We start from the raw sequence: 25130 nt of genomic DNA on the forward strand, positions 1-25130 counted from the left end.
GCTTGAAAACACTGCGGGAGTGTGTTACCGCTGCCGTGGCACCAAGGCCTCTCTCATATGGGAACAGGATTCGTGGAAATAGCTGGCGTTTTTATTGTGGTCTGGAATATCATCTAGGAAGAGAGGTTGCCGGCGATGACAGGAATGGTCCACGCGTCCTGCTCACTACGAGCCGGAATTTAATATTCAATCCGAATTGAATATAATCGTGCGTAGCTTGAGATGCCAAAATCATACCGCCTAAAAAACAAGAGTGCCACCCCCGTTCCCCAGCCACGTTCTTTTTTTACCGATGGCTTGATCGTCGCTGCAGCCACGGCCGCTGCATATCTGATCACGTTTGCATATGAATATGGATATTGCGCGTATTTCGGAATACCTGGATACATCATTGAGCCCACTACAGGAACTATTCTATTTGCAGCTTTCCTTATTTTGGTTGTAAGTGTGTTCCTAATCGATGCAAGTTTCTTGCCTCAAGAATTAATGTCGGCCCTTCCTCATCCGATGCTCAAATTGCGGATTGTGTTGGTTTCAATAATATGCATCTCACCTTTTGTTCTCGATCGACCAATCAGCTGGCTATCTATTATCAATATTCTTGGGTGGTCTTTTGTTTTCCTTGGTGATTATATCGTAGCTCTGTTTTCGAAGCCGGGATCGTTTTCGCAGCGTTTGTCTGAAGGCGAAAAAAGTACTTACATAAATAAAACACCCTGGGATAGAATTATAAGAAGGTTTGGCATTATCCCGGTTAGAGTGGTGATTTTTACTGGGGCTGCGGTGTGGATGGCTTGGATGGGAGGATCCATGCACGCGAAGTTGCAGGAGGGCTTCATTGTTCTCAAGGCGCACCGAGATTTTGCGGTCATTAAGCGATATGGTGACAGATTAATCGCCGTAAAGTATGTAGGATCGCCGGCGAGGGCGACCGGGGAATTCCGCATTCTCGACAAGGAAGAGGATATGGAATTTCTCGACTCGAGCAATCTTAAAATTCAGTCGGTCAGGCGGTGGAGGGATGGCGAAAATAGAGGTGGTGAGTAAAGGCCGCACAGCCGTGCCTAAGGGGAAAACGGTGGGCTGTCGTGCGGGCTCGTCCATGCGTGGACTCTTGTTGCCTACTCTGGTCAGAATGATTTGGGAAGCCAAGCAGAATCTTTGGCCTCTGGTCTAGCGCCGCGAAGGCCTGAACGCACAATGAGATCATGCTCCTCGCGGTTGCGCATGACCCACTCTTTCTTGACTTCCCATCGGCTGGGAGCACCCGCCCGGCGAAATATACGGTCTGTCAATGAGCGTGCCGGCTGTTCAGCGACTGCGACCGAGTATTGTTCCGTCCAGATGTTGTCGCTGCTAACGTGGATTGGCAACACTCCGACTACATATCCAGTGACCAATTTAAGCGGGCCCGAAAGAAGAAAATTAGCCACTTGGTAGATGGCATATTCATTGTTCCCCAGGTTTGTAGGTGAGCGTTCATCGGTTGTGAGGAGAATCCAGATCTTTCCAGTTGCTCCGCTGCTAGCAACCGCATACCAATGTACTAGTACTACCCCGCGGTCTTCGTGGAGATAGATTGGCAACCACCCGGAACGAGCTAAACGCACCCGATCAGGTTGCACTGCGTCGGCACTGAACCACGGACGCCAAGTGCCTGCTTCCCATACCTCAAAGGCACTAAACGGGATCCCATCATCGCAGAATCTTTCTCCCGCCTTTATTGTGCGACACCAAATGAGGGCTGCCCTTCCAGGAAGAAAATCATCCTCCTCGAACTCCCACCCATGCAAAGCTTCAATTACCGCGTCACGTTTAATTCGCAGCATCACATGTGGTTCGTTGCAATTGCGAGCCGAGAGATCCTTTCTTGCATCATCTTCGTTTTTCCAAAAAGAAATTCTATAGATTGCCTCATGCGGCTGAAGCGTATTAGACGCCGCGATTAGTGAGGCGTGACGCCAGCAGCGTCCACCATTCTGCCATCGTGCGGCGCGAAATAATTCGTCTTTACAAATTTCCCGAATTCCAATATAAGAATCGACGCGGTAATAGTATTCCGGCTGATAGTTCTGTTCCAAGATCACCTCCCTTGTGTATTCTCGCTGTTAAAGATTCCGAGCGAGACTTTGACCGTAATATCGCGATGCAGCCATATCGCTAAAAGTTCGGGCCCGCCTTTTCGACACTTCCCTTTGCCGAGGGCAAGCACGGCCCCGTGCATGCTCTCGGCTATAACCGTACTACCATTTCCCTGTACCGATAAACCCTTTGCGCATGCTCCTCAATTATGAGGAGCATGCGCGCCCTTTGGGTTGGGCCCCTAACCTGTAGAAGGCCTTTCCCCGTAGCAAGCAGCCCTCTGCTTGCCACCATTTCTTTCCGATCCGCCCAGCCATTTTTGTAGGTGGTTGTCAAGCGTAAATCGTGCGCCATGCAAAGAAGGGTTCTCGATTGAGGGGACTGGTCCGCATGCGGAGGATTCAGCCCTGGAAACGCACTGCGAATCCCCCGGGCCGCCGCTTCTCCCTCCCTCTCCTCCCCATGTATTGGCGGCCCGGGCTTCTTTTTTTCCCAAGGAATTGCCCTGACCCATGACACGGCACCTGACCCGTTGCCTCGCGTCCGGCGTGATGCTGCTGCTGCAGTCCGCCGTAACGCACTCGTCTCCCGCTCTCGTGGACGGCAACACGCGCGTGATGCTGGGCCGCTACTCCACCGCCGAGGCAGTACCTCAGCAGAGCCTGAGTGAGCCGCTGGAGCTCGTGGCGCAGATTACCTTTCCTCGCGAGCAGGTGACAACGGTCGGTGACGCGATCGAGTACACGTTGCTGCGGACCGGCTATGCACTGCCGGACAGGAAGAGCCTTCCGGCCGATGCGCGGCAATTTCTCGCTCTGCCGTTGCCCGAGGCTCAGCGCACGCTCGGACCGTTCAGCGTGCAGGACATCCTGAACGTCCTCGTCGGCAAAGCCTGGCGGTGGCAGACCGATCCGGTGACACGCCGCGTCTGGTTCACGTTGGTGAACGGACCGACGCCGCGGCAGCTCCAGCCGATCGTGTCGCCCGCGCCCGTCGCAAAGCCGTAGGGAGGCAGCGATGATCGCAACCGACGACTTCGACCGGACGCAGGAGCAGCGCCAACTGGATGACGAGCGGCGCCGCCAAGAAGAGGCGCTGCCCGTGGCACCGCCGGATCATCTGTGGCTGCATGATGCCGAAGGCAGCGGTGCGCACGGTGATGCACTCCGTCCGCTGCGTGCGGATCCGGAACTTGGCGACGAGGCCATCCCGGAAGAACCTGCCCCAGCAGCGCCGTCCACGAAGGCCAGCGAGCGTCCCGTGAATGCGGTCGCCGCAACGGCGAAACGGACCCTCGGCCTGCGCACTATGCTGGTTGCGAGCGTATGCGGCATCGGCCTCCTCATCTACTTGCAGATGGCCCCGAAGCCCGCTGTGACCGTCGATCTGTTGGGCTCGTCGCTACCGTCGGGCGGGCTGCCCGAGCCCACCTCGGCAGAAGTCGATCCAGTATTCGATCCACGCCTGGGCGGCCCTGACGCGCGCGTCCCCCGCACCCTCCCAGCTGCGATCGACCTCGGTCATGCGGGGGGCGCGCAGCCCGCAGAGGCACCCACCACGGGCCCCAGGCCGGCAGCGTCCGGGCCTGAGAGCCTGCAACGCGCGGCACCCACGGAAGAGCCAGTGCAAAGCCCATCTGTTGCAGCGCCTCCCGCCGTATCCGCGCCGCCGGCGAGATCGCCGTCATCCGAGGCCACGACGACCGCCGAACTTCAGGAGCAGTTGCGCACCACGCAGGCGCTGGTGGCGGCCCTGACCAAGCAACTGGCTGACCTGCAGAAGGCACAAGATGTACGCGCTCCTGCACGCCCTGCTGTGGAGGCCGCTGCGCCCGCGCCCGTGGTCGCAACAGCATCCCCGACGCGTACTGTGACGCAGCCTCGACCCGCCACGCAACGTGCTGCGCGTGCCAGCACGCGCGCTGCTGCCGCACGGCAGGCCGTCGCCGAAGCTCCGCAGTCTCCGGCGACGGCCCAGGCCAAGCCAGCTGTACCGCTCGGCGGGCAGCTGGTCGCTGTGGACATGTGGAATGGTGAGCCCTCGGTGGTGGTTGCTTCGGGCGTGGCCGGCGATCGACGGCTCCGCGTACTGCGGCCTGGTGATGTCGTCAACGGGCTCGCGCTCAAGTCCGCGGATCCCGTGTCGAAATCCGCGACGTTTGCCGCGCCTGGCAGCGCTGGCCTCACCCTCTACGTGAGCCAGGGGGGATGACGATGCGCAGCATTGCGATGACGATCGCCGCCGCCACGCTCATCGGCTCTTCACCCGCGTTGGCGCAGGTGCGCACCGGCCGGACCGCAGAAGCGAGCTCGACTGCCTCGACATCGTCCACGTCGCGCACGCAGGCCGACTCCACGGACCTGCAGGTGCAGCAGATCTGGGGCCTGACGGCAGAAGAGATGCGCCGCGCCAAGGTGCTGGCACTCGGGCCACGCGGCAGCTTTTCCGTGGACAAGCTCAGTCCGCTGGAGATCCTCGGGATCCATGCCCGCACGGATGCGGAGCGGCGTCAATACGCTGAGCGCCTGGCGCGGATCTTCCACGAGGACGTTGCGCGGTCCATTGCCTGGGAGCGCGAAATGGCCGCTGCCATGGCGCGGCTGTACCCCAACGAGCCCATGGTCAGCTACGAAGGTCTGCCGCGGGTGCAGAGTTCCGTGGGCGCCGCGGACGTCGCCAATGTGCCGCGTAGCCAGATCCTGGAGCAGCCGTCGCTTTCGCCGCGGGTGCCCGCCCGCCGATGACTATGCAACGAAGACGCATTCTTCGCGCTGCTGCGTTGTTGGCCGGGCACCTGCCCGGCCTGGCCGCTGCTGCAGCGCTGGGCCGCGATGGCGCAGACGTCGCCCTGCAGATCATCCACGACAGCGGCCGCGGCGTTCCGATGGCCCCTTACCTCGCCCAACTGGCGGGCGATGCCGATGACCCGGGCGCCCTTTCCGGCGTCCCCTTCCCATTCGTGACCCGCCGCCTGCGCGGCGGCGTGCTGCAGATGGAGGGCACGCCGGTGTTCCAGCCCGAATGGCTGACCGAGGCCGTGTTCGTGGTGGCTGCCGACGACGTGTCGTTCCGGTGGCTCGCGTTCAACCATGCCCGCCTGGTGCAGATGCAGGCAGTCGGGGTTGTGGTCCAGGCCGGGACCGCTGCCGCCTACCAGGTGATGCAGCGGTTGGCCCGCCCAATGCGCCTGGCTCCGGATTCGGGCGATTGGATGTCCGAGCGGCTGGCAGCCGCCGGCGCCGGCGTCTACCCGGTCCTGGTGCAGACGGATGGTGGTGCGTACCAGATCCTGACGCAGGACGCCGGGCCCGCTGCTTCGGACCGGTCATCGCTGGAGCAGCCGATGCCTGCCCACGTCCAGAAGCTACCCCGGCAGGTGGGAGGGCGTCGATGAGCGAGGCGGTCATGGAAGGCCTGCTGCGGCCTCCGGTAGAGGGCTGGAGCGCCGCCACGGCCTTCGGCATCGCGGGCGTCGCTGCGGCCGCCCCATGGGCGCTGATGATGCCCCAGCCACTCGGCCTGGTGACGGGAGCCATCGCTGCAGCGTTCGGTACCGTCCGGGCCCGCGAGGCGCTGCATGTCTATCGGTACCAGCGCGGCCTGAAGTTCACCAAGATCACGCGGGTCGCGCCGCACAAGCTCCCGGTCACGCGCGAGCACCTGTACCTGGGCGAAGGCTTCGAGTGGACCCAGAAGCACACCCAGCGCAAACTCGACACCCAGGCCAAGAAGGTGCAGGAATACGTCAAGCCGAGCGGTGTGGAGCGCCAATTGGCGGAGGCTGGCGAGCGCATCCGCAAGTGGGCGGATTCCAAGTCCAAGGATCCTGTCCGCAAGGCGGTGCGCGCAGGGGTCGAACTGGGCGGCACCGCCAATCCGTTCGCCACGGGCGTGGACCTGGGCGGGAACCCGATCCTGCACGGCGTTGGCGTGCTCGAAGAGCGTCCGGTCAAGCTGCGGCAGTCCTCCCGGTCGGGCCACATGCTCGTGATGGGCACCACGCGGGTCGGCAAGACCCGCCTGCTGGAACTGCTCGCGACCCAGGACATTCATGCGGGCTATGTGGTCATCGTCATCGACCCGAAGGGCGATGCCGAACTTATGCTCCGCATTCAGGCCGAAGCGCGGCGCGCCGGACGCGAAGACAGCTTCTACCTGTGTCACCTCGGTTATCCGGAGATCAGTGCCCGCTACAACGGCATCGGCAATTTCGCGCGCATCACAGAGGTGGCGGGCCGGGCCACGAACGCCCTGCCCTCCGCGGGCAATTCGGCGGCGTTCAAGGAGTTCTCCTGGCGGTTCACCAACATCGTCGCCCAGGCCCAGGTGGCGCTGGGCCGCATCCCGACCTACGAAACGCTGCTCAAGGACGTGACCGGCATCGACCCGCTGTTCATGGACTACGCCAACATGGTGTTCCGCAAGCTCGCGGCCGAGGGGCGGTTCACGGACTACGAAGACCGCCTGCAGGAACTGCAGAGGGCCATCCAGGCGAAGAAGGCGCCTGTGCCGCGCAGCCTGGCGGACCGGGCCCCCGAGCTCGTGGCCATGTACCTGTGGATCAAGGACTCGCGCCTTGACGACAAGGTCCTGCTTGGCCTGGCGGCTGCGTTCTCGTACGAGCGCTCGTTCTACGAGAAGATCGTCGCGTCCCTCGGCCCGTTCCTCGAAAAGCTCACGTCCGGCGCCGTGGGCAAGCTCATCTCTCCGGACTACTTCGACCCCGAAGACAAGCGGCCTATCTTCGATTGGATGACGGTGTTCCGCCAGGGCGGCATCGTGTACGCGGGCCTGGACGCCCTGTCGGACTCCGTGGTCTCGTCGGCCGTGGGCAACTCGATGCTCTCCGACCTGGTCTCCACGGGCGGCAAGCTCTACAAGACCGGGCTGAATCCGCACAGCCACGACGGCAAGCTCCAGCTCCCGACGGTGTGCTGCCATTTCGATGAGGTGAACGAGATCGCCGGCCCCGAGTTCGTGCCCATGGTCAACAAGCTGGGCGGCTCGGGCTTCCGGATCACGGCCTACACGCAGTCCATGTTCGACATCGAAGCCAAGGTGGGCGACAAGGCCAAGGCCGGCCAGATCATGGACAACTTCAACCATCTGGTCATGCTGCGCGTGCGGTCCGTGGCCACGGCCAACCTCATGGCCGAGCAGCTGCCGCAGGTGAACGTGGTCCACCTCACCCCGATGAGCGGTGTGAGCGACACGGCCGCCAAGGGCGACGGCGTGGACTTCCTCTCGCGCAACGACGACATAGTGACGTCGGTGAAATCGCCGCTCTTTGAGGCGTCGGACATCTTGGAGTTGCCGCAGGGCCAGGCCTTCGCCCTGCTCGAAGGCAATCGGCGCTTCAAGATCCGGATCCCGCTCGCTGACACGACCGACGACCCCTTTATCCCCCAGTCGCTCCGGGTCGTGGCCGAGGACATGAAGCGGCGGTACCGGACGAGCGAGCGCTGGGCCGCGGAAACGGACTGGCTGGGCACGCAGCCGCTGGGCGCCGGCGCGGCCGGGCTCATCGACACGCACTTGGCGGATGACGACGGCGATGACGACGCGGGCACCGCGGCGGTCCATGGCACGCACGGATCGGCCCTGGCACACAGCGCCGTGATGGGTAACCTCATGGGGCACCAGCAATGACGCCGGCACCGCCTCCCAAGCCGCAGGCCGTGGGCCCGATCGGGCTTGCATTCAGCGTCTCCTTCGGGCTCGTCAGCGTGGCGGTCGGCGCCTGGATCGCCGGCATGCTCATCGAGATCGGGGGCGGGTACTTCCTGTGGAAGGGCCAGGGGATTCGGCACGCGCAGTCGCTGGTTCAGCAGGACCTAGAGTACATCGCGGCCGCGCCGCGCAGCCTCTTGGTGCGCGACACCGTGGCCTTCTCGCTGCAGATCGCCGGCTGGGTCCGCATGCCCTACGAAAAGCTCGGCGTGCTGCGCTGGTACCAGCGCATGCATGCACCGCCCGCCGCAGAGCCCACCGCGTTGCCGTTCTCCGGTAACGCGGTCGCGCCGCAGTTGCGCGGGATCGGCGTGGCCACGGCGGACGCCGCACGCACGCTTTCCGAATGGATGGTCATCAGCATGTTCGTGGCCCAGGACGTACTGCTGCGCATGGCGATCGGCGCCTTCGCCATGCCGGCCTTCGTGCTGGCCTGCCTCATCGGCGTGGTCGATGGCCTGGTGCGCCGTGACCGCCGACGCTGGACGGGCGGCCGCGAGTCGTCCTTCGTCTACCACCACGCCAAACGCTACACCGGCTGGGCCCTCACCGGGGGATTCGGCCTCTACCTCTCTTGGCCGTTCGGCGGCTTCAACCCCGCGCACATGGTGCTTGTATTCACGGTCCTGGTGGCCGTGACGCTTTCGACCACCGTGGGCGCATTCAAAAAGTACGCATGAGAAGGAGAAACCCATGAAACCCGCCCGCAAGCTCTTTGCCCTGATCGCGGCCGGCGTCTTGGTCACGACGGCCACGGCCTGGGCCGGCGTGAGCGACGACGAGCTCGAGCGCGACCGTCTCTCGCGCATCGCGTCGGAGATCGAGCAGGTCCAGGCCATGGTGAGCGAGGCCGAGCGCTCCGCGCCCACCGGCCAGCGCGTGAAGTTCCGCTACGACTGGCTCTTGCGCGACCTGGAGATGCTGCGCCAGGGCATCGTCACCCACGTCGACACGCCGCGCCAGCCGCGGCCCGTCTCGCCGCTGCGCGGCGACTACCGCCAGTGATGCGGCTGCTGGACCTGGTGCATGTACGGCGACATGAAAGCGGCCTTCCTGCAGGGCGCAGGCGTCGATCCGGCGCGGATGAAGGCCGTGCTGCTGGCGATCGTGTTCGCGGCGATTTTCCTCGTCGCCGGATTCATTGCTCAGCAGCTCGCCGAAGCCTACGGCGACGGCCTGCTGGACAAGTCCGACCTGTACCAGGCGCTCATCACGATCTGCGTCCTGCTGCTGGTCATTTTTTCGTTTCTTGCCTGGCTTTGAGTCAGGACGTCTTTTGTTCTTGAAGGGGATCCCATGAAGTCCATCCGCCACGTTGCCAGCCGAGCCTGCCTGGTGATCGCTACCTGCGTCCAGTCCGCTGCGATGGCCGCTCTGCCCAACATCCCCAAGCCCTCCGGCGGCGGTATCGGTGGTGCCGCTGTTCAAGATGGTGACTGGCTTGCGATGATAGGTGCGTACTTCAAGGCGGGGTTCACCATCCTCGGCTTGGTGCTCGGCTCCCTCGCCTTCTTCGCCGTCATCGGAGGAGCGCTCAAGAAGTGGAAGGAGTACAGCGATGGTCGCGCCCACCTGGCCGATTTCAAAGAATTCCTGATCGTCGGGATCGTGTTGCTGGTCTTCATCATCATGCTCGCCAACTACGCGATGCAGACGATGGCGTGACTAATCATGGCTGCAGACGACGTTCGTTCCCCAGGCAGCGGTGGACCGGCCCCACTGACCGATCGGGTGAACACCGAGCCGCCCATCATCAATGGGATGTCCGCGACAGAGGGCGGCTATGTGGCCGCAGTTTCGTTCGCGATTTTTCTCGTGGTCGGGTTCCTGCTATTCCTGGCCACGGGTTACTGGCACTTCATCTTCGCGAGCTCTGTCATCGGGCCCTTCGCGGTGCTTTGGCAAGCGTCGCTCTACCTTCAGCAGGTGAAGCGCAACAAGCCCGAAGGCTGGTACGTGCAGGCGGCGCGCCTGTGGCTCGACGACCATGGCCCTGGCCGGAAACGGTACCTGCGGCACCACGGCTACTTCGAGCTCGGCCGACGCATCGACTTCGACGTCGTCTCCCCGTCTGGAAGCGAGAGAGCGGATCTCGCGCGAAGCATCACCACACCAAATTCCCAACAGCCATGAGCAGTGGTCAATTTCTCGATGCCCTGGCGTCAGAGCGGCGGCACAACGACCGCCTCACGAAGGCGATGGCGGGCGTGATCGCGCTCGGCATCGTGAGCACGTGGTTCGCCTGGCGCCAGCCGAAGTCGGTGGACGTCCACCTGGCTCCCGACGTGCGGGCGGGCGACACGGTGCGCGTGAGCGATGGACGCTCGCCAGTGCCCTCGCCCAACGTCTACGGATTCGCGTACTACATCTGGCAGCAGACCAACCGCTGGCAGACCGATGGTGCACAGGACTACGGGCAGCAGATTTTCAATATGCAGTACTACCTCACGCCGCGCTGCCAGGCGCAGCTGCAGGCGGACATGGAATTGCGGCAGGGCAAGGGCGAGTTGCGCCGGCGCACCCGTCAGATCTCCGAGATTCCCGGCTTCCCCTACTCGGAAAACCGCGTGCTGGCCGATGGCCCCGACGCCTGGACCGTGCTGCTGGACATGCAGGTGACCGAGACGTTCGGCGGGCAGTCGGTCAAGGACGTGTTCATCCGCTACCCGCTGCGCGTGGTGCGCTTCGACGTCGATCGCGAACGCAACCCCTGGCATCTTGCGCTGGACTGCTTCGGCGCGAACCGCCCTGCCCGCCTGAATCCCGCGGACCTCAGGTCCGGCGCCGACGTGCGCATCAGTGTTCAGGCGCCACGCCTGCCCGGAACGATCACCCCGTCCAGCCTGCCGCGAGACACGGCCGTTGACTGAGGCCGACCATTGACCATGCTTCACCCCAGCCATCGTACCCACCGCCCTCTGCTCGCGTTCCTGATCGCCGGCTTCGCCGCGCAGCTGCAGGCGCAGCAGGTTGAGCCGCTCAACGTCGGCGCGCCTCCAGCCGACCTCATGAATGCGGGAAGGCCAACCACTCAGGTCGCCGCACCTGCGGAAGCCGTGGACCTCGGCCAGGCGCCGTCCGCCGGTGGCAGGGCCGTGCGGCCGCCACAGAACACCGTCGCCGGAATGAGTCTGCCTGCGCCCCTGGCAGGCACGAGCGGGCCTTCGATCGCGCGCGCCGCCGCCGCGCGCGCCACGCTGCGCACCGTGGGTCCGGCACCGCTCGCGGGCAGTAGCTCGGCCCCGGCCGAGCGCGCGGTGTTCGCCCGTGAGCCCGTGCGGGTGAACCTGACCGTGGGGCAGGAACGCCTGGTCACGCTGCCGTCCGACGCCCTGTTGCACGTCCCGAGCGACATCGAGGCCGTTGCACGCGTGGAATCGATCGGCGGCACGCTGTACGTCACGGCCCTGGTGCCGTTCACGCCCATCCGCATCGTCGCCGAGCTCGTGGACAGCGGCCAGCAGATCCCGCTGGACCTGGTGGCCACCAAACCGTCCGACGCCGGCACCGCCGGCGGCGAACTGCAGGTGTCCGTGGTGGAGCCAGGGACCGTCGCGCAACCGACCGCCGTGGACGGTGCGGCCACCGGCGGTCGGGCGGCATCAACGCCCGAGGTGGACATGGTGCAGCTGACCCGGTACGCAGCCCGCCAGTTGTACGCACCGCGCCGGCTCGCGAGCCCCCTCGCGGGCGTGAGCCAGGTCGCCGTGAGCGGCGACGAGTTGGCCGGCCTGGTGCGCGGCGCTGCCGTCCAGGCCGTGCCGGTCGGGCAGTGGCGCGCCGGAGGCCTGTCCGTTACCGCAGTGCGCCTTACCAACCGTTCGCGCTTCCCGCTCGAAGTGCCGCTGGAGAGCCTGCGCGGACGCTGGCTCGCGGCGACCGCCCAGCACGGGCGCCTCGGGCCCGCTGGCAGCGACACCGACACCACGGCGCTCTACCTGGTGTGCGAGCGCGCGTTCGAGTCCTGTCTGTGAGGTGATCCATGGCCGTCAAGAGCAACCGATTCATCCCCATCCTCGCGATCGCCGCGATCGCGCTCGTCGGGACGATCTTCATGATGAACCGCAATGCGGCACCGGCGTCCGAGCCGATGAAAGCCGTTCCGCTGCCCAAGACCGCTGGTGCCGACGAGGACACCCCGGCCGAGACGCTGGCTACGGTCGTCGCGTCGAACCGCGAACTGCGTCAGGACGTCCAACGCGTACTCCGGGAGAACGAGGAACTGCGCCGCCAGGCCAAGACGGGCGGCACGGCAGCGCCGGTGGGCGGCACGGACCCAGCCTCGCCGGCGGCAGCGCCCGACCAGCCCGCGCCGCCCCGCCCGGGCAGGCTGGGTGGTGGCGCCGTCGACGTGATTGCGAACGCCTGGGGCAACGCCACCAACACCCTCGGCTCGCTGGGCGGCCATCCGGCCACGCCGGCGGACGGCGCCACGGCGCAGGACACGCCCTCGGAGGGCGCGGCCGGCGCCGTGGGCTACAAGGTCGTCCCCCCGATGGGCTACGTCGCGCAGACCCAGAGCAACCAGGGCATGACCACGACACGCTACGTCCGCAGCCCGGGCAGCGCCACTGCCGCGGCAGCGGCCGCGGCCGCGATGCCTGCAGGCAGCGGCAGCGCGGCGCGCGCCGCCCAGGCCGCGGCTGAAAAGCCCGAGGCGGAGCCGTATTTCACGCTGCCGGAGAACTCCACCCTGACGGGCGTGACCGCGATGACCAGCCTCATCGGCCGCGTGCCGGTGAACGGCCGGGTGACCGATCCGATGCAGTTCAAGGCGATCGTGGGCCGAGAGAACCTGGCGGCCAACGGCTGGGAGCTCCCGGAGGATCTCGCCGGCATGGTGGTGACGGGCGTGGCGATCGGTGACATGGCACTGTCCTGTACCGAGGGCAAGGTGCGCAGCATGACCTTCGTCTTCAACGATGGGACCATCCGCACGATCTCCGCGCGCCGCTCCGGATCGTCAGCCAATGGCGGACTGGGGTCGGGCAACACGAGCGATCTCGGATTTATCAGCGATCTCCACGGCAATCCCTGCATCCAGGGCAAGTTCGTGACGAACGCTCCGGCCTACCTGACCGACATCGTGGGCGCGAAGGGCCTGGGCGTGGCCGCCGAGGCGCTGGCCCAGGCGCAGACAACCACGCTCAATCGGGGCGACTCGACGTCCTCGTCCGTCACCGGCAATGCGGGCAGCTTTGCGCTCGGCCGCATGGGGTCGGGCGCGGCCGACGAGCTCACGCGCTGGCTTACCGAACGCCTCAAGAGCAGCTTCGACGCGGTGGTGACGCCGGCCGGCCAGCAACTGGTGGTGCACCTGGACACCGAGGTCGCCATCGACAAGCCCGCCAACGCCCGAAAGATCGTGCACCGCACCCAATCCTCCAACGTCCTCTCCGGAGCCCGCTATGGCCTCGAATAGCCACATCCTCGCTGTCCTGTCGCTCTCCGCCGCCCTGCTCGTGGGCTGCTCCGTCAGCGGCCCGCGGGAGAGCCCGCTCAAGGAAGTCACCGAAGGCAGTCCCACGGTGCTCGATGTCTACCGCGGCAAAGCCGCCGGCGGCGCGCCTGACCGCTCCCGGTCCACGCCCCGAGACCAGCTGGAGCAGGACGCACCCGCGCGCCCCGTGGCCGCCGACGATGGGCGGACTCAGCGCTATTGGTCGGCCGTCGAGCCCATGCAGCAGCGCTTCGCCCGCCTGGCCAACCCCGACCTGGTGATGGTCGTGTACCCGCACCTGGCGAAGGGCAAGTACCCGGTGCCGGGATACGTCACGGTGTTCCCGATGTACGAACTGACGGAATACGCCCTGCCCGGCGAGGTGCAGGAGGATCTGCAGCGTGGCCGCGCTGCCTTCCAGGGTCGCGTGTCCGCCGAAGGAGGCCGTCGATGAAGAAATGGTTCGATGCGCTGCTCGGCCGCTCCACCCCGGCGAGCGAAGACCGCTCTTCGCCGGTGGCCGCAGCCTCCGGCGCGCCCGGCAAGCCCATGACCGCGGCGGACCGCCGCAGGATGGCGGCCAGGCCGCCCTCGTTCACCGAACTGCTGCCCTACGTGTGCTACTCCCCAGCGGAGCAGGTGTTCGCGATGCGCGATGGCGCCACCCTGGGGGCCATGTTCGAGCTCAGCCCGGTGGCCACCGAGGCCCAGCCGCTCGCCTACCTACAGGAGCGCGCCCGCAAGGTCCAGGAGGCGCTGCAGGCGCTCCCCGAGGCGGACGGCTCGCCCTGGATCGTGCAGTTCTTCCTGAGCGACGACCGCAACGTCGAGATCCTGAACCAGCAGTTGCACGACTACATCCTGTCCCAGCACAAGGACAACCCGGCCCGGGCCCAGGAGGTGATCGCCTCGGCGTACACGCAGTCCGTACTCGCCGAAATGCGCAAGCACCTGGACCAGGTATCGCGCCCGCAGGGCCTTTTCACCGACACCCTCGTCACCGGCCAGGTCTGGCGCGGCCAGCAGCGCCGCGTGCGCTGCTGCATCTACCGCAAGTTCACCGGCCTGGCGAACGAGCCGGCCGAGCCCATCAAGCAGATGGAGGCCGTGGCCACGACGTTGCTCGCGACCTTCACCGAGGCGGGTGTGACTGCGCGCCGCTGCAACGGCCGGGACTTCTACGAATGGCTGCTTCCGTTTTTCAACCGCGAGGTGCCGTGGGCCCCCACCCCGGGCGAACTCCTGCAGAAGATGCCCTACCCCGGCGAGATGCCTGACGGCATGTTCGATTGGGACCTGGCCGAGTCGCTCTCCCTCAGCCAACCGCGTGCAGACGTCGATGCCGGCCTCTTCGAGTTCGACGGGGTGCCGGTGAAGGCGCTCACGCTCCAGAACCTGCGCGGCCAGCCCTCCATCGGGCATTTCTCAGCGGAGCTCACCAGCGGCAAGGAGAGCTATGCGCGCTTCGACCGCCTCCCGCCCGGGTCCATGCTGTCGATGACGATCACCGTGGCGCCTCAGCACCTCGTGGAGCGGAAGGTGGAGAGGACCCGCGACAAGTCCCGGGCGAAGACCGCCGTCGCCATGGAGGCGCACGCCGAGTGCGAGCGGGTGCTGCAGCGCATGGTGGGCGGCGACAAGCTCTACCCGATGTTCGTGACGTTGTACCTGACGGGCCGCGATCGGAGCGCGCTGGACGCCGCGATCTCCGAGGTCAACGCGCTACTTGGCCCGACCGGCATGCGCTTCGTCGATCCGCGCCAGGACCTGGTGCCGCTCGACAGCTTCGTGCGGGCGCTGCCGTTCAATTTCGATCCCGAATTCGATAACCGCTACATGCTGCGTTCGCGTCTCACTTTCGCGAGCCACATCGCCGCGATCGCGCCCGTGTACGGCCGCTCCCGCGGCACCCCGCACCCCGGCATGTGGTTCTGGAATCGCGGTGGCGAACCGCTCTTCATGGACCCGCTCAACAAGCTCGACCGCAAGAAGAACGCGCACATGCTGGTGCTGGGGCCGACGGGCGCGGGCAAGTCCGCGACGCTGAACTACCAGGCCATGTTCTCCATGGCCGTGCACCGCCCGCGCCTGGTGATCGTGGACGCAGGCATGTCATTCGACCTACTGGTGAAGGACATGGCCGCCAAGGGGCTGTCGGTGCACCGGGTGCGGCTGACCATGGATTGCGAGGAGTCGCTGCCGCCGTTCGTGCATGGCGCGCGGCTGCTGCAGGACAAGGAGATCATGGACTCCTTCCACGCCGCAGAGAACCAAGCGAAGCGCAATGCGGGCCTCAGCGTGGACGAGGCCGCGGACGGTGCCAAGAGCTCGAAGATCATGGAGACGGTTGACACCGTGATCGACGCCGCAGCATCAGATGCGGACGACGACGTTGACGAGAAGCGCGATCTGCTTGGCGAGATGCTGATTGCCGCGATCATGATGATTACCGGCGGTGAGTCGGCCGAGGTGGCGCGAATGAGCCGCGCCGACCGCTACCTGGTGACCCGGGCCATCATCAAGGCGGCGCTGGCGGCATCGAAGGACGGCCACAAGCATCCGCTGACGCAAGACGTCGCCATCGCCCTCATGGCGATGCACAACGACCCCACCCTCTCGACGCACCGGCAGGCCCGGGCGGAAGAAATGGGGCAGTCGATGATGACGTTCACCCAGGGCCTTCGCGGCAAGCTCTTCAACCGCTACGGCGGCGACTGGCCGGATGCCGACGTCACCCTGGTCGAAATGGGCACGCTCGTGAAGGACGGCTACGGCGACGCACTGGCGGTCGCCTACACCAGCCTGATCGACTCGGTCCAGTCACGCGGGGAGCAGTTCCAGGACCAGGGCCGCCCGCTCATCATGCTGACTGACGAGGGCCACCTGATCACCACCAACGACCTGCTGGGCCCGAAGGTGGCCAAGGCCACCAAGATGTGGCGCAAGCTGAACATCTGGTTCTGGCTGGCGACGCAGAACTTGAAGGACTTCCCCGACAGCATGGAGCGCGTGCTGTCGATGTGCGAATTCTGGATGCTGCTCACGATGGACAAGTCGGAGATCGAGGAGGTGGCGCGCTTTCGCAATCTCACGCCCGAGCAGCGGGCCATGATGGAGTCGGCCGTGAAGGAGCCACCCAAGTACACCGAGGGCGTGCTCATCAGCGCGACGGGCCAGTGGCTGTTCCGGAACGTGCCGCCCGCTGTTCCCATCGCTCTCGCGATGACCGAAGGGCATGAGAAAGCCCACCGTCGGCGCCTCATGGATGCCCATGGCTGTACCGAGCTCGAGGCGGCCTACATGGTGGCCGAGAAACTGGCGGAGGCTCGGGCATGAAGCGCAGGATCTTGATCGCCGCGGCGGTGTGCTCCGCCAGCGCCGCGTGGGCCCAGGGTGCTCCATCGGTCACCACGGTGGAGGTGTTCGCCAACAGCGCCACCAACCTCTCCACGCCATCCCAACCTCACTACCTGCTTCAGGTGTATCGCGTCGACGCGCTCGCCCAGCTGGGCCGCCAGTTCAGCGCCAGGCTGCCGGCGAACGAGGCCCAGGCACGCGCCTACATGCAGCAGCAGGAAGCGCAGATCCGCGCCCGCTACAAGGACCAGATCACGCAGGCGGCCAACGGCATGTCACTGGCCATGCACTACCGGCTCACGCGCCTGCCGGCCGTGGTGGTCAACCGTGAGGCCGTGATCTACGGAGTGGCCGACGTGCAGCACGCGGTCGGCCTGTACCAGCAGTCCAAAGCGAGGGGCGCCCGATGACACTCACCCGCATCGCCACCGCCTCGCGCAAGGTGATCGCACTCGCGGCTGCGAGCTCGGTGCTGACGCTCGGCATGCCCATGCCAGCGCAGGCCATCACCACGCCAGGCGTCATCACTGGCACCGCGGCCGGCCTCGCCTCGTGCCTGTCCTACCGCGTCGAAGGCGTGTGCTTCTTCCTGCGTTGCAAGCTGACGTTTTGCTGGATCGAGACATCCATCAAGATCAGCCACTATGTGCCCGACGTGGTGGTGAGCACCTACAACGAGCCGCTGCAGCACCCGTGGACCGACATCGGGCGGGTCGTGGCCACGACCATGAACGGCGCGAGCTCCACGGTGTTCAGCCAACTGTTCGACTCGTCCGCCGGCGGGCTCAACTCAGCATCCGCGATGGCGAATTTCAAAGGGGCTGATGCGATCGGTAACCCGGCCGGAATGCTGGCCGGCATCATCGCGAACGGCGGTCAGGTGACGATACCCACCGCGCTCGTCATTCCTGGGCCCTTCGAGCTCTCGCAGTTCCCCGGCCAGCTATCCAGCATCGCTTCCAGTTGGGCGAACGTGCCTGCCTCGATTGCCGGCACCGTCGCATCGGACGCCCGCAGGATGCTCGACGCCCCCGGCCAACTGCTCGGCAGCCTGCAGACGATCATGCGTGGCGTGCAGGGCGTGCGCCAGGTCATGGAGATCGCGGACACCGTGAACCTGGTCTACGGCGCGGCCAACACCTTCCAGCAGATCGGCAGCATGATCACCGGCTCCACGGGCGGCACCATGCTGCTGTGCCCAGGCAGCGCCACCCTGTTCGGCCTGCACTTCCAGTCCGAGCTCGATGCTCCCTTCTGGCGCGGGGTCATTCCCGTCGAGATGCTCTACCCCGACTCCTGGGTTCCCGGGCTCGGCGAAATCGGTAGCGGCTACACGCAGACCTGGGGTCCGACCTTCCCTCGCACCGGCGAGATCATCCAGGCGCACCCGGTCAAGGCTTCGGCCGTGCTGGCCGAGCGCGTCAAGTCGATCATCTACCGCTCCGCGCAGCCGCACATCTACGCCAAGGTGGAACTGCAGGGCACGAAGGACTACGTCTACTTCAACGAGGACAAGGCGCAGTGGCAGATGCTGCATCCCAACACGTGGACCAGCTGCCAGCAGTTCGGCGCGAACGACTCGCTTTCCCTTACCTCCTGGGGCGACGGCCAGACCGATTCCGCCGATGGCTATTCCTGGAACCTGTGGAAGCACTACGTGTGCTGCCAGCGCCGTGGCGCTTTCCTGTTTTCCGTACCGTAAGGAGCTCGACATGTCACCTCTCTTCCTGCGGCGGCTTCGCCCGCGCCCGGTGCTCGTCGCAGCATGCACCGCCGCCGCGCTGCTCGCCGTCGCGGTACCAGCGGCCGCGCAGCCCGTCTCTTCGTCCAGCCTCTACTACCGCATGGGTGGCGGATCTCCCGGCGGCGCCGCGTCCAACCGCGGCATGATGGCGAACCAGTTCAGCGCGGGAGTTCGGGCCAACTACTCGTGCGGCCGGTTCGACATCGGTGCGTCGTGGTCATCGCTCATGAACGGCATTTCCAATCTGGGCGCCACCATCTCCGGAGCGATCCAGGCGGGCATCGCAGCACTGCCGCTCTACTTCCTGCAGCGGGCCCAGCCCGGGCTGTACCAGCTGTTCCAGAATTTCTCGCAGAAAGCCGATCTGCTGGTCGCGTCCTCGCTCAAGTCATGCGAGGACATGGAGGCGCTCATCAAGGCCGGCAAGGATCCGTACGAGGACTATGTGGCGCTGGCCAAGGGGGATGCCTGGAAGATCGCCGCCTCAACTGGTGGCAATGTCGTTGACGCCAAGATCAACATCAACAAGAACGAGGTCGCGCAGCGCGCGGGTTTGCCCTGGGTGTTCGGCACCCGGGCCGGCGGCGCCGGTACCGCGCCGATCCAGCCGGTGCGTGACCTGGCCGTGGCCGGCTACAACCTGACCATCAACAAGACGGCTAGCACGCTCTCCACCGCCAACTACGGCAGTTCCTCCCTCGCGTCCACGCGCCTGGTCCAGGCATTCAAGACGCCGGACGACCTGGCGAGGTGGAGCACCGAGGTCCTGGGCGATCAGAAGATCTATCTGTGTACGCAGGACGCCAGCTGCCCGACCGCCACGGCAACGGTGACGGCCACCGGCCTGGGGCCGAAGTTCGAGCAGGAGCTCGACACCTTGCTGCCGACGATGCGCACGCTCTCAACGGCGAACACCTTCAGCCAGGCCGACCTGGTCAAGATCAGTGCCCCAGGGATGGCCTTGAGCCCGCAGCTCATGGATGCGATGCGCAAGCTGCCTCCCGACGTGCGGTCTGTTGCCGTGAACCGGCTCTCGCAGGAGATCGCCATGCACAAGGTGATCGACAAGGCCCTCGTAGCGCGCAACGCACTGATTTCCGGCCTGAGCCTGCCCCAGGCGACCGCCAATGGCCAGGTCAACAGCGAGGTCCAGACCAAGATCGACCGGCTGACCCAGTACATCAATGACCTGATGTACGAGTTCCGGATCCGCAAGGAAATGACCGGTGAGACGGCTCTCGCGATCATGCAGAACCAGCTGGCGGCCGGCGCCTCCTCCAACGCGGTGACGGGCGGCTCGCGGGCGGATCTGGCGCCCGTCTTTGACGGCCGCGTCGAGGCGCCCAAGCAATGAGCGCCGACCAGCTACCGCGCCCTGCAGACCCCGAGGTGTCCGGCGGGGCGTCCGACGACGCCCGGTCACCCGCCCGCGGCCGCGCCCGGCGGTGGCTGGTATGGGCCCTCTACGGCCTCGTGCTCCTCGGGCTCGGTGCGCTGGTGATGGCGGCCCTGCTCTCCATGCCGCCGGAAGTGTTCATCCGCCTGCAGCGGGCGCTGCGTGGCGCCGCTCACGTGGGCGTGCTGGTACAGGTCGCCGTGTGCGCCTGGATCGTGATCCAGTGGCGGTTTCTGGTGCTCATCGGCCGCCGCCGCGGGGTCGTTTCGAAGCGGGAGCTTCGCCGCGTGCTGGCCCTGCGTTGGCACACCGCGCTGTTTCTGGCGCTCTACCTGGTTGCCGTGCCCATCGGGCCTTCACGCCTGCTTCAGGCCGTGGCCATGGTCCTGGCGGTCCCGCAGTCCTGATCGGAATCCATCATGCAGCTCGACAGCTATCTGGAGCTCTTCACCACCATGTACGGGTGGGCATTCGCCAACATCATGGGCGAGATCGTTACCGGCACGGGTCTGGCCGCCCTGCCCTTCGCCCTCATCGTCTTCAACGCCTGGCGTGAAGCCAAGGAGCAAGGTCAAGGCTTCCATGGCGTGCTCGGGCTGCTGGAGTCGGTGCAGACGCGCCTGTACACCGCGCTCTTCGTGATGACCGTCTGCTTCGCCACCACGCCTATCACCTCGCTGCACAACGTCAACCTGAGCTACACCCCCACGCGATCGCTCGACAACAGCGAGCCGCAGCCGGTGTCGCTCAAGAGCGGCACGCGCTCGAGCTACGACGTCGCGATGGCCGATGCGGTCTCGGGAGCGTTCAGCAAGGCGGGCAATCTCTCCTACGTTCCGGCCTGGTGGTACGCGGTCATGGGGATCTCGTCGGGCATCAACAGCGCGTTCCGCGCCGGCTTGAGCAGTTCCTCGCGAGACATCCGCGTCATCGAAGACATGGCCCGCATGGCGACGATCGAGGACCCGGGCCTGCTGCACGATCTGCAGCGCTTCTACTCGGAGTGCTTCATCCCCGCGCGCAGCCAGTACCTGGCCATGGACAAGGCGACGATCTCCACGGCCGGCAAGGCCATCCTCGCCGAGGGGAGCAGCTACGGGCCCACTGACGTCGATTGGGTAGGGAGCCAGTTCTTCCGCACCGAGAAGGGCTTCTACGGCACCATCCGCTCCTACAACCCGGTGCCGGGCTGGCCGATCGATTTCGCCCGGGACACGGACTACATCCAGACGCCGGCGCCGGAAGGCACGCCCGAGGCGGGATACCAGAATCCGGACTGGGGCCGCCCCACCTGCAAGGAGTGGTGGGAATCGGGCACGATGGGCCTGCGCGAGAAGCTCATCTCCAACACCTCGGCCTGGCGAGGCCTCTCGCAGAAGGTCCAGAACACGCTCTCGTTCAAGTCGGCGGATGAGGCCAAGGACAGCGTGGCCCGGCTCGGCTTCGAGAAGGCCAATCCGGTGTTCGTGAGCCCGGAGCGGATCATGGGTGACGAGTATGGTGTGGGCACCAACACATGGCGGACCGTGACCGGAGCGATCAGCACATGGGGCGTCGCCAACAAAGCGCTGGACGCCTCGCTCGCCATGGTCCCGCTTTTGAATGCGCTGCCCATGGTCCAGGCCCTGGTGCTCATGGCCCTCTACATGTTCCTGCCGATGATCATCTTCCTGAGCGGCTACGACCTCAAGGTGGCCTTCTACGGCACCCTCGCAATCTTCACGGTGAAGTTCTGGTCGGTGCTCTGGTTCGTCGCGCGCTGGATCGATGCCCACCTCATCGATGCGATGTACCCCGGGTTCAGCGGCTCAGCAATGATGCAGGAGATCACGCAGAGCTTCAGTTCTGGCCAGCCGCAGATCTACAAGCGGATGTTGTTGAACACCCTGCTGATGCTGATGTTTGTTGGATTGCCGCTGATGTGGTCTGCGATCCTGGGCTGGATGGGATATCGGATCGGAATGGACGGTGAATTGCTGTCGCAATCAGGAAAGATGGCTGTCTCGGCGGGCAGCGCATCAAAGTCAATCCCCAGGGGTCGGAAGTGATCAGTCCCCGAGTCTGTCTCGGTAGGCTCGGCGCTCGAAAGCGTCAATTTCGCCGCTAAAAAAGGCTCGATCAGCATCGTTCGCAGTGAAAACCATACCTTCGCTGCCGTCTTCTTCGGTTCGTGCGAATGCATGTGCTGCGCTACCAAGCGCCGGCACAAGCGCACCCCCCAAGATCATCAGAATCCGGAAAGCAAACTTGATGGTCTCTACGACCAGGCGAAAAAGAAATTCGAGCATGTTGATCCTCCCACAGATCGTCCGATCACATGCGCGATCGGGCGGCTGCCGAAAAAACAGCCCAAACCGAAACGCACCACGCGGTTGGCACCGCGTTTGCCAGGTAGATCATGGCACCTGGTCGTCCAAGCCGGACATCACGTCTGCGAGATGCCGGTTGACAGATCGTAGCGAGTGCCCCGCTGGGTGTAAAGCTCGGCCCGACCCCGAGACCACTCACGCAGCCCGCCTTCCGGCAGATTGCCGTACAATTTTCGCAGGAGGTACACACTATGGCCATCGCTCCATCCGCCCGGCTGGAAGCCCGGGTCTCCCCTGCCCTGCAAGAGCTGATCAAGCGTGCGGCAGAACTCCAGGGCCGGTCCCTGACCGACTTCATGATCACGTCGCTCCAAGCCGCAGCACAGCGCGCCATCGAGGAGTCGGAAGTCATCCGCCTGTCCCTCGAGGATCAGCAGCGCTTCGCCGATGCGCTGCTCGACCCGCCGAAGCCTGCTCCGGCGCTCAAGCGCGCTATGGCGCGCCACGGCAAGCTGCTGCGCCCGGAATGAGCCGGGCTCCATTCCATGTGGCGTTGCTCGATGGCGCAGCCCACGACCGGAGCCAGTTCTCTTCGGGCGTCCCGGCTCTCGATCGCTATTTGCGCGAGCAGGTGTCCCAGGACATCCGCCGGCGTGTCGCCGCATGCTTCGTCGCGGTGGACGATGCACGGCGCATCGTTGGCTACTACACGCTCGCGGCCGCGGGCATACCGCTGGATAGGCTGTCCGACGACGTGAGGCGGAAGTTGCCGCGCTATGCCTCAGTTCCCGCGGTTCGCATGGGCCGGCTCGCGGTCGACGTCGAGTTCAAGGGTAAGGGCCTGGGCGGCGCGTTGTTGATCGACGCACTGCGCCGTGCCGCCGGCGCCGAGATTCCCGCAGCGGTCCTGGTGGTGGACGCCAAGGACGACCAGGCTGCAGCGTTCTACGCGCATCACGGTTTCATCGCGCTGGTCGACGCGCCTCTCACCCTGTTCCTGCCGCTTGCGACCGTTCGCTAGTTCGTGCGTCGTGCTGGATCACAAACGATCTCTCTACCTCGCAGAAAAATTTATGCGCTTGATCTGCCGACACCTCCAACTTCTATCATTTTACTTTTTGATAATTTCATGTGCTTCGGCTGAGCTCGCTTCAACAAGCGATATCAAATCGAGCGAAGGAGATGTAGTAACTGCTGCGAGAAATACCCCTCCGCAGTATCCTTCATTTTCGAAGAAGTTGGCGGAGCAAGGTCGAGTGGAAGTGATGGTGCTAGCCACTAGCCGCGGCAATGTATTAGACGCCAGAGTTGGAAAATCCAGCGGATTTGATCGACTAGATAATTCAGCAGTTGAGGCGATAAAGGGTTGGAATTTTAAATCGTCTGCAATTAACGATCAGGATAAAGACATTTGGTTTACAGTGCCAGTTAATTTTTCGCTGGATAGCTTGATTGAGAAGCCGAGCGAATGGGCAATTAACTCTTCTCAAGTGATAAAGTCCCATCTAATAGAGAAGGGAGTTGCTGAGCAAGCATTGTCTACTCTTGGTGCGTTTTATATTGAAATACTTCCTGATGGCGTTATTGGCGACAATTATATGACGCGGTCTAGCGGAAACGGTAGTTGGGACAGAGCTATTGCTCGCGCTCTGAATGGTATCCGTCTTCCCGCGAATTCATATGGTCAGATTCCACGAAAAGCGTTTGTATACATCGAAAAGAATAAAGTTTACGCCGTTGCCATTTCCGGCTTTAGAGAAGATGAAACAGTGCAGAGCTATGAGGCTAGGGTACTAGCAAAAATAAAATCTCGTTTCATATACTACAATACGTCTCCAAGCGGGCTAATCACCGTAATTGAACTGCTCCTCGCCGCAGACGGTCAAATTTTAGATAAGCGCTTAACTAAGTCAAGCAATAACAAAAATTGGGATGAGGCTGTTTTAAATGCCGTAGACAGGACAAATCGCGTGCCACGCGATCTAGGAGGATATGTACCTGACTCTCTTGCCATTGGGTTTATTTCAGAGTAAATGCTCCTGCGAAATCGATTTTTCCAAGCTTTTCCTGCGGGTCTTTCTTATGGAAACTCAGGTATTCGCACGCTGTTGCCATGGTCCATTGCTTCCCGTCCTTGAGCCTCGCATATGAACGCCGTCCTCAAGCCGACCTTCTTTGCCGCGGTGTGCGCTGCGCCGACCCGGGTCACCTATTCGGAGCTCCAACAGGCCTATGACCACTTCAATGCGCGGCTTTTCGGTGGTCAGCTGCCTGGGTGCCTGATCACCCTGCAGCGGGAAAAACGCACCTGCGGGTATTTCTCGGCCGCTCGGTTCGCCCCGCTCGACGGGGGCACGACCGATGAGATCGCGATGAACCCGACGTACTTTGCTGCCGTGCCGCTCATCGAGACCATGCAGACGATGGTCCATGAGATGTGCCATTTGTGGCAGCACCACTTTCGAACGCCGGGCCGCGGGCGGTACCACAACGAGGAGTGGGCCGCCAAGATGGAGGACGTGGGCCTCATGCCCTCCTCGACTGGCCAGCCAGGCGGGAAGCGCACGGGCGACATGATGGCCGATTACGCCCTGGCGGGTGGCCGGTTTCTAGAGGTCTGCAGCGAGTTGCTGACCTCCAGTTTTCAGCTGAGCTGGTACGACCGCTTTCCAGCTGAGGACCACGTGCGCTTCGGTCAGCAAGTGGCCGCTGCGTCCCATCTCTCTGGCCTGGCCGGCTCCAGGCCGCCGATGGAAACCGCTCCTGCGCTCGCGGGCGTTGTGCGGCCTGTGCGCAGTGCTTCTTGTCGGATTCTCAAATTATTGAGACGTTGCCTGACTAAGTGAGACGCGTACCCGCAGGCCCGTTCCAGCCAGTGATCCCAGTCGGCCCTTCACGGTAGGCCAGCCCCCAGTGCGTCCATGACTTCCCTCTCATGCGCCGCAAAAAAGCTGATCTTCGATGAAACGGCCCCGGTATTCGGATTCCTGTAGACGATTCTGGAGACACCGATCAGCAGGCCGACTGCCGCGCCGTGCTCGTTGTTCCAAAGCCCCCCAGAGTCTCCTGGCC

27 protein-coding genes are annotated in these 25130 nt (G+C 64.2%); 25 read left to right on the forward strand and 2 right to left on the reverse strand.

Annotated features, from left to right (window positions below; translation table 11 throughout):
• Positions 1-222 precede the first annotated feature (222 nt).
• Entirely contained in the window at positions 223-1047 is an 825-nt protein-coding gene (locus AVME950_RS00050; RefSeq protein WP_284428247.1) for a hypothetical protein, read from the forward strand.
• An 83-nt stretch (positions 1048-1130) separates the two neighbouring features.
• On the opposite strand, the gene AVME950_RS00055 is transcribed toward AVME950_RS00050, so the two are convergent.
• Positions 1131-2081, reverse strand: a complete 951-nt coding sequence (locus AVME950_RS00055; RefSeq protein WP_284428248.1) for a hypothetical protein — start codon at positions 2079-2081, stop codon at positions 1131-1133.
• 513 nt (positions 2082-2594) lie between these two features.
• On the opposite strand from AVME950_RS00055, the gene pilL2 reads away from it, so the two are divergent.
• The 20 genes from pilL2 to AVME950_RS00155 all read left to right on the forward strand — a co-directional run bounded on the left by pilL2 (position 2595) and on the right by AVME950_RS00155 (position 21797).
• A complete protein-coding gene (gene pilL2, locus AVME950_RS00060) occupies positions 2595-3089 on the forward strand; it encodes a PFGI-1 class ICE element type IV pilus protein PilL2 (RefSeq protein ID WP_284428249.1) in 495 nt (164 codons plus the stop codon).
• Between the two features lie 10 nt (positions 3090-3099).
• Positions 3100-4293 (forward strand): hypothetical protein, encoded by a 1194-nt coding sequence (locus tag AVME950_RS00065; RefSeq protein ID WP_284428250.1) that lies wholly within the window; start codon positions 3100-3102, stop codon positions 4291-4293.
• Complete coding sequence (locus tag AVME950_RS00070; protein ID WP_284428251.1) at positions 4290-4826, forward strand: integrating conjugative element protein; 537 nt, start codon at positions 4290-4292, stop codon at positions 4824-4826. Before AVME950_RS00065 ends, AVME950_RS00070 begins: the two co-directional genes overlap by 4 nt.
• A gap of 2 nt (positions 4827-4828) precedes the next feature.
• Complete coding sequence (locus AVME950_RS00075) at positions 4829-5476, forward strand: PFL_4695 family integrating conjugative element protein (RefSeq protein ID WP_284428252.1); 648 nt, start codon at positions 4829-4831, stop codon at positions 5474-5476.
• Positions 5473-7731 carry a type IV conjugative transfer system coupling protein TraD gene (traD, locus tag AVME950_RS00080; protein WP_284428253.1) on the forward strand — a complete coding sequence of 753 codons (2259 nt, stop codon included), beginning with the start codon at positions 5473-5475 and terminating at the stop codon, positions 7729-7731. The genes AVME950_RS00075 and traD overlap by 4 nt, the downstream gene beginning before the upstream one ends.
• Positions 7728-8492, forward strand: a complete 765-nt coding sequence (locus tag AVME950_RS00085; protein WP_284428254.1) for a TIGR03747 family integrating conjugative element membrane protein — start codon at positions 7728-7730, stop codon at positions 8490-8492. The genes traD and AVME950_RS00085 overlap by 4 nt, the downstream gene beginning before the upstream one ends.
• 13 nt (positions 8493-8505) lie before the next feature.
• Positions 8506-8817: an integrative conjugative element protein, RAQPRD family gene (locus tag AVME950_RS00090; RefSeq protein WP_284428255.1), complete on the forward strand. Its 312-nt coding sequence runs from the start codon at positions 8506-8508 to the stop codon at positions 8815-8817.
• Between the two features lie 21 nt (positions 8818-8838).
• Positions 8839-9075 (forward strand): DUF3262 family protein, encoded by a 237-nt coding sequence (locus AVME950_RS00095; RefSeq protein ID WP_284428256.1) that lies wholly within the window; start codon positions 8839-8841, stop codon positions 9073-9075.
• A gap of 33 nt (positions 9076-9108) precedes the next feature.
• Complete coding sequence (locus AVME950_RS00100) at positions 9109-9477, forward strand: TIGR03745 family integrating conjugative element membrane protein (RefSeq protein ID WP_284428257.1); 369 nt, start codon at positions 9109-9111, stop codon at positions 9475-9477.
• Positions 9478-9483: 6 nt separating this feature from the next.
• Positions 9484-9945, forward strand: coding sequence for a TIGR03750 family conjugal transfer protein (locus tag AVME950_RS00105; RefSeq protein ID WP_284428258.1), 462 nt, complete (start codon positions 9484-9486; stop codon positions 9943-9945).
• On the forward strand, positions 9942-10682 hold the full coding sequence (locus tag AVME950_RS00110) for a PFL_4703 family integrating conjugative element protein (RefSeq protein ID WP_284428259.1): 741 nt from the start codon (positions 9942-9944) through the stop codon (positions 10680-10682). Before AVME950_RS00105 ends, AVME950_RS00110 begins: the two co-directional genes overlap by 4 nt.
• Positions 10683-10937: 255 nt before the next feature.
• On the forward strand, positions 10938-11786 hold the full coding sequence (locus AVME950_RS00115) for a TIGR03749 family integrating conjugative element protein (protein ID WP_284428260.1): 849 nt from the start codon (positions 10938-10940) through the stop codon (positions 11784-11786).
• Positions 11787-11794: 8 nt separating this feature from the next.
• Positions 11795-13234 carry a TIGR03752 family integrating conjugative element protein gene (locus tag AVME950_RS00120; RefSeq protein WP_284428261.1) on the forward strand — a complete coding sequence of 480 codons (1440 nt, stop codon included), beginning with the start codon at positions 11795-11797 and terminating at the stop codon, positions 13232-13234.
• Positions 13221-13706, forward strand: coding sequence for a TIGR03751 family conjugal transfer lipoprotein (locus AVME950_RS00125; RefSeq protein WP_284428262.1), 486 nt, complete (start codon positions 13221-13223; stop codon positions 13704-13706). Before AVME950_RS00120 ends, AVME950_RS00125 begins: the two co-directional genes overlap by 14 nt.
• Positions 13703-16588 carry a conjugative transfer ATPase gene (locus AVME950_RS00130; RefSeq protein WP_284428263.1) on the forward strand — a complete coding sequence of 962 codons (2886 nt, stop codon included), beginning with the start codon at positions 13703-13705 and terminating at the stop codon, positions 16586-16588. Before AVME950_RS00125 ends, AVME950_RS00130 begins: the two co-directional genes overlap by 4 nt.
• The gene (locus AVME950_RS00135) at positions 16585-17019 is read left to right on the forward strand and encodes a TIGR03757 family integrating conjugative element protein (RefSeq protein WP_284428264.1); all 435 of its coding nucleotides are present in this window, start codon (positions 16585-16587) and stop codon (positions 17017-17019) included. The genes AVME950_RS00130 and AVME950_RS00135 overlap by 4 nt, the downstream gene beginning before the upstream one ends.
• Positions 17016-18311: a TraU family protein gene (locus tag AVME950_RS00140; protein WP_284428265.1), complete on the forward strand. Its 1296-nt coding sequence runs from the start codon at positions 17016-17018 to the stop codon at positions 18309-18311. Before AVME950_RS00135 ends, AVME950_RS00140 begins: the two co-directional genes overlap by 4 nt.
• A gap of 10 nt (positions 18312-18321) precedes the next feature.
• The gene (locus AVME950_RS00145) at positions 18322-19707 is read left to right on the forward strand and encodes an integrating conjugative element protein (RefSeq protein ID WP_284428266.1); all 1386 of its coding nucleotides are present in this window, start codon (positions 18322-18324) and stop codon (positions 19705-19707) included.
• Positions 19704-20156: a hypothetical protein gene (locus AVME950_RS00150; RefSeq protein WP_284428267.1), complete on the forward strand. Its 453-nt coding sequence runs from the start codon at positions 19704-19706 to the stop codon at positions 20154-20156. Before AVME950_RS00145 ends, AVME950_RS00150 begins: the two co-directional genes overlap by 4 nt.
• A gap of 12 nt (positions 20157-20168) precedes the next feature.
• Positions 20169-21797, forward strand: coding sequence for a conjugal transfer protein TraG N-terminal domain-containing protein (locus AVME950_RS00155; protein ID WP_284428268.1), 1629 nt, complete (start codon positions 20169-20171; stop codon positions 21795-21797).
• Here AVME950_RS00155 and AVME950_RS00160 read toward each other — a convergent pair whose 3' ends face one another.
• Positions 21798-22037, reverse strand: a complete 240-nt coding sequence (locus tag AVME950_RS00160; RefSeq protein WP_284428269.1) for a hypothetical protein — start codon at positions 22035-22037, stop codon at positions 21798-21800.
• Positions 22038-22309: 272 nt separating this feature from the next.
• Between AVME950_RS00160 and AVME950_RS00165 the strand changes: the two genes are divergently transcribed.
• The 4 genes from AVME950_RS00165 (at position 22310) to AVME950_RS00180 (ending at position 24904) form a co-directional block, all read left to right on the forward strand.
• A complete protein-coding gene (locus AVME950_RS00165) occupies positions 22310-22588 on the forward strand; it encodes a type II toxin-antitoxin system TacA family antitoxin (RefSeq protein ID WP_284428270.1) in 279 nt (92 codons plus the stop codon).
• Positions 22585-23079, forward strand: a complete 495-nt coding sequence (locus tag AVME950_RS00170) for a GNAT family N-acetyltransferase (protein ID WP_284428271.1) — start codon at positions 22585-22587, stop codon at positions 23077-23079. Before AVME950_RS00165 ends, AVME950_RS00170 begins: the two co-directional genes overlap by 4 nt.
• Positions 23080-23089: 10 nt before the next feature.
• A complete protein-coding gene (locus tag AVME950_RS00175; RefSeq protein WP_284428272.1) occupies positions 23090-24091 on the forward strand; it encodes a TonB family protein in 1002 nt (333 codons plus the stop codon).
• A 114-nt stretch (positions 24092-24205) separates the two neighbouring features.
• Positions 24206-24904, forward strand: a complete 699-nt coding sequence (locus AVME950_RS00180) for a SprT-like domain-containing protein (protein WP_284428273.1) — start codon at positions 24206-24208, stop codon at positions 24902-24904.
• The last annotated feature ends 226 nt before the right edge of the window (positions 24905-25130 follow it).

The sequence above is a fragment of the Acidovorax sp. SUPP950 genome (assembly GCF_030158935.1).
GTDB lineage: Bacteria > Pseudomonadota > Gammaproteobacteria > Burkholderiales > Burkholderiaceae_C > Paracidovorax.

What these genes read in the sequence shown, in the direction of transcription:
- AVME950_RS00115 (WP_284428260.1), top strand. Translation starts at nt 10,938, where the DNA reads ATGAGTCTGCCTGCGCCCCTGGCAGGCACGAGCGGGCCTTCGATCGCG.
- AVME950_RS00130 (WP_284428263.1), top strand. Translation starts at nt 13,703, where the DNA reads ATGAAGAAATGGTTCGATGCGCTGCTCGGCCGCTCCACCCCGGCGAGC.
- AVME950_RS00145 (WP_284428266.1), top strand. Translation starts at nt 18,322, where the DNA reads ATGTCACCTCTCTTCCTGCGGCGGCTTCGCCCGCGCCCGGTGCTCGTC.
- AVME950_RS00050 (WP_284428247.1), top strand. Translation starts at nt 223, where the DNA reads ATGCCAAAATCATACCGCCTAAAAAACAAGAGTGCCACCCCCGTTCCC.
- traD (WP_284428253.1), top strand. Translation starts at nt 5,473, where the DNA reads ATGAGCGAGGCGGTCATGGAAGGCCTGCTGCGGCCTCCGGTAGAGGGC.
- AVME950_RS00150 (WP_284428267.1), top strand. Translation starts at nt 19,704, where the DNA reads ATGAGCGCCGACCAGCTACCGCGCCCTGCAGACCCCGAGGTGTCCGGC.
- AVME950_RS00135 (WP_284428264.1), top strand. Translation starts at nt 16,585, where the DNA reads ATGAAGCGCAGGATCTTGATCGCCGCGGCGGTGTGCTCCGCCAGCGCC.
- AVME950_RS00160 (WP_284428269.1), bottom strand. Translation starts at nt 22,037, where the DNA reads ATGCTCGAATTTCTTTTTCGCCTGGTCGTAGAGACCATCAAGTTTGCT.
- AVME950_RS00180 (WP_284428273.1), top strand. Translation starts at nt 24,206, where the DNA reads ATGAACGCCGTCCTCAAGCCGACCTTCTTTGCCGCGGTGTGCGCTGCG.
- AVME950_RS00085 (WP_284428254.1), top strand. Translation starts at nt 7,728, where the DNA reads ATGACGCCGGCACCGCCTCCCAAGCCGCAGGCCGTGGGCCCGATCGGG.
- AVME950_RS00070 (WP_284428251.1), top strand. Translation starts at nt 4,290, where the DNA reads ATGACGATGCGCAGCATTGCGATGACGATCGCCGCCGCCACGCTCATC.
- AVME950_RS00100 (WP_284428257.1), top strand. Translation starts at nt 9,109, where the DNA reads ATGAAGTCCATCCGCCACGTTGCCAGCCGAGCCTGCCTGGTGATCGCT.
- AVME950_RS00090 (WP_284428255.1), top strand. Translation starts at nt 8,506, where the DNA reads ATGAAACCCGCCCGCAAGCTCTTTGCCCTGATCGCGGCCGGCGTCTTG.
- AVME950_RS00065 (WP_284428250.1), top strand. Translation starts at nt 3,100, where the DNA reads ATGATCGCAACCGACGACTTCGACCGGACGCAGGAGCAGCGCCAACTG.
- AVME950_RS00075 (WP_284428252.1), top strand. Translation starts at nt 4,829, where the DNA reads ATGCAACGAAGACGCATTCTTCGCGCTGCTGCGTTGTTGGCCGGGCAC.
- AVME950_RS00165 (WP_284428270.1), top strand. Translation starts at nt 22,310, where the DNA reads ATGGCCATCGCTCCATCCGCCCGGCTGGAAGCCCGGGTCTCCCCTGCC.
- AVME950_RS00125 (WP_284428262.1), top strand. Translation starts at nt 13,221, where the DNA reads ATGGCCTCGAATAGCCACATCCTCGCTGTCCTGTCGCTCTCCGCCGCC.
- pilL2 (WP_284428249.1), top strand. Translation starts at nt 2,595, where the DNA reads ATGACACGGCACCTGACCCGTTGCCTCGCGTCCGGCGTGATGCTGCTG.
- AVME950_RS00110 (WP_284428259.1), top strand. Translation starts at nt 9,942, where the DNA reads ATGAGCAGTGGTCAATTTCTCGATGCCCTGGCGTCAGAGCGGCGGCAC.
- AVME950_RS00170 (WP_284428271.1), top strand. Translation starts at nt 22,585, where the DNA reads ATGAGCCGGGCTCCATTCCATGTGGCGTTGCTCGATGGCGCAGCCCAC.
- AVME950_RS00140 (WP_284428265.1), top strand. Translation starts at nt 17,016, where the DNA reads ATGACACTCACCCGCATCGCCACCGCCTCGCGCAAGGTGATCGCACTC.
- AVME950_RS00155 (WP_284428268.1), top strand. Translation starts at nt 20,169, where the DNA reads ATGCAGCTCGACAGCTATCTGGAGCTCTTCACCACCATGTACGGGTGG.
- AVME950_RS00095 (WP_284428256.1), top strand. Translation starts at nt 8,839, where the DNA reads ATGTACGGCGACATGAAAGCGGCCTTCCTGCAGGGCGCAGGCGTCGAT.
- AVME950_RS00120 (WP_284428261.1), top strand. Translation starts at nt 11,795, where the DNA reads ATGGCCGTCAAGAGCAACCGATTCATCCCCATCCTCGCGATCGCCGCG.
- AVME950_RS00105 (WP_284428258.1), top strand. Translation starts at nt 9,484, where the DNA reads ATGGCTGCAGACGACGTTCGTTCCCCAGGCAGCGGTGGACCGGCCCCA.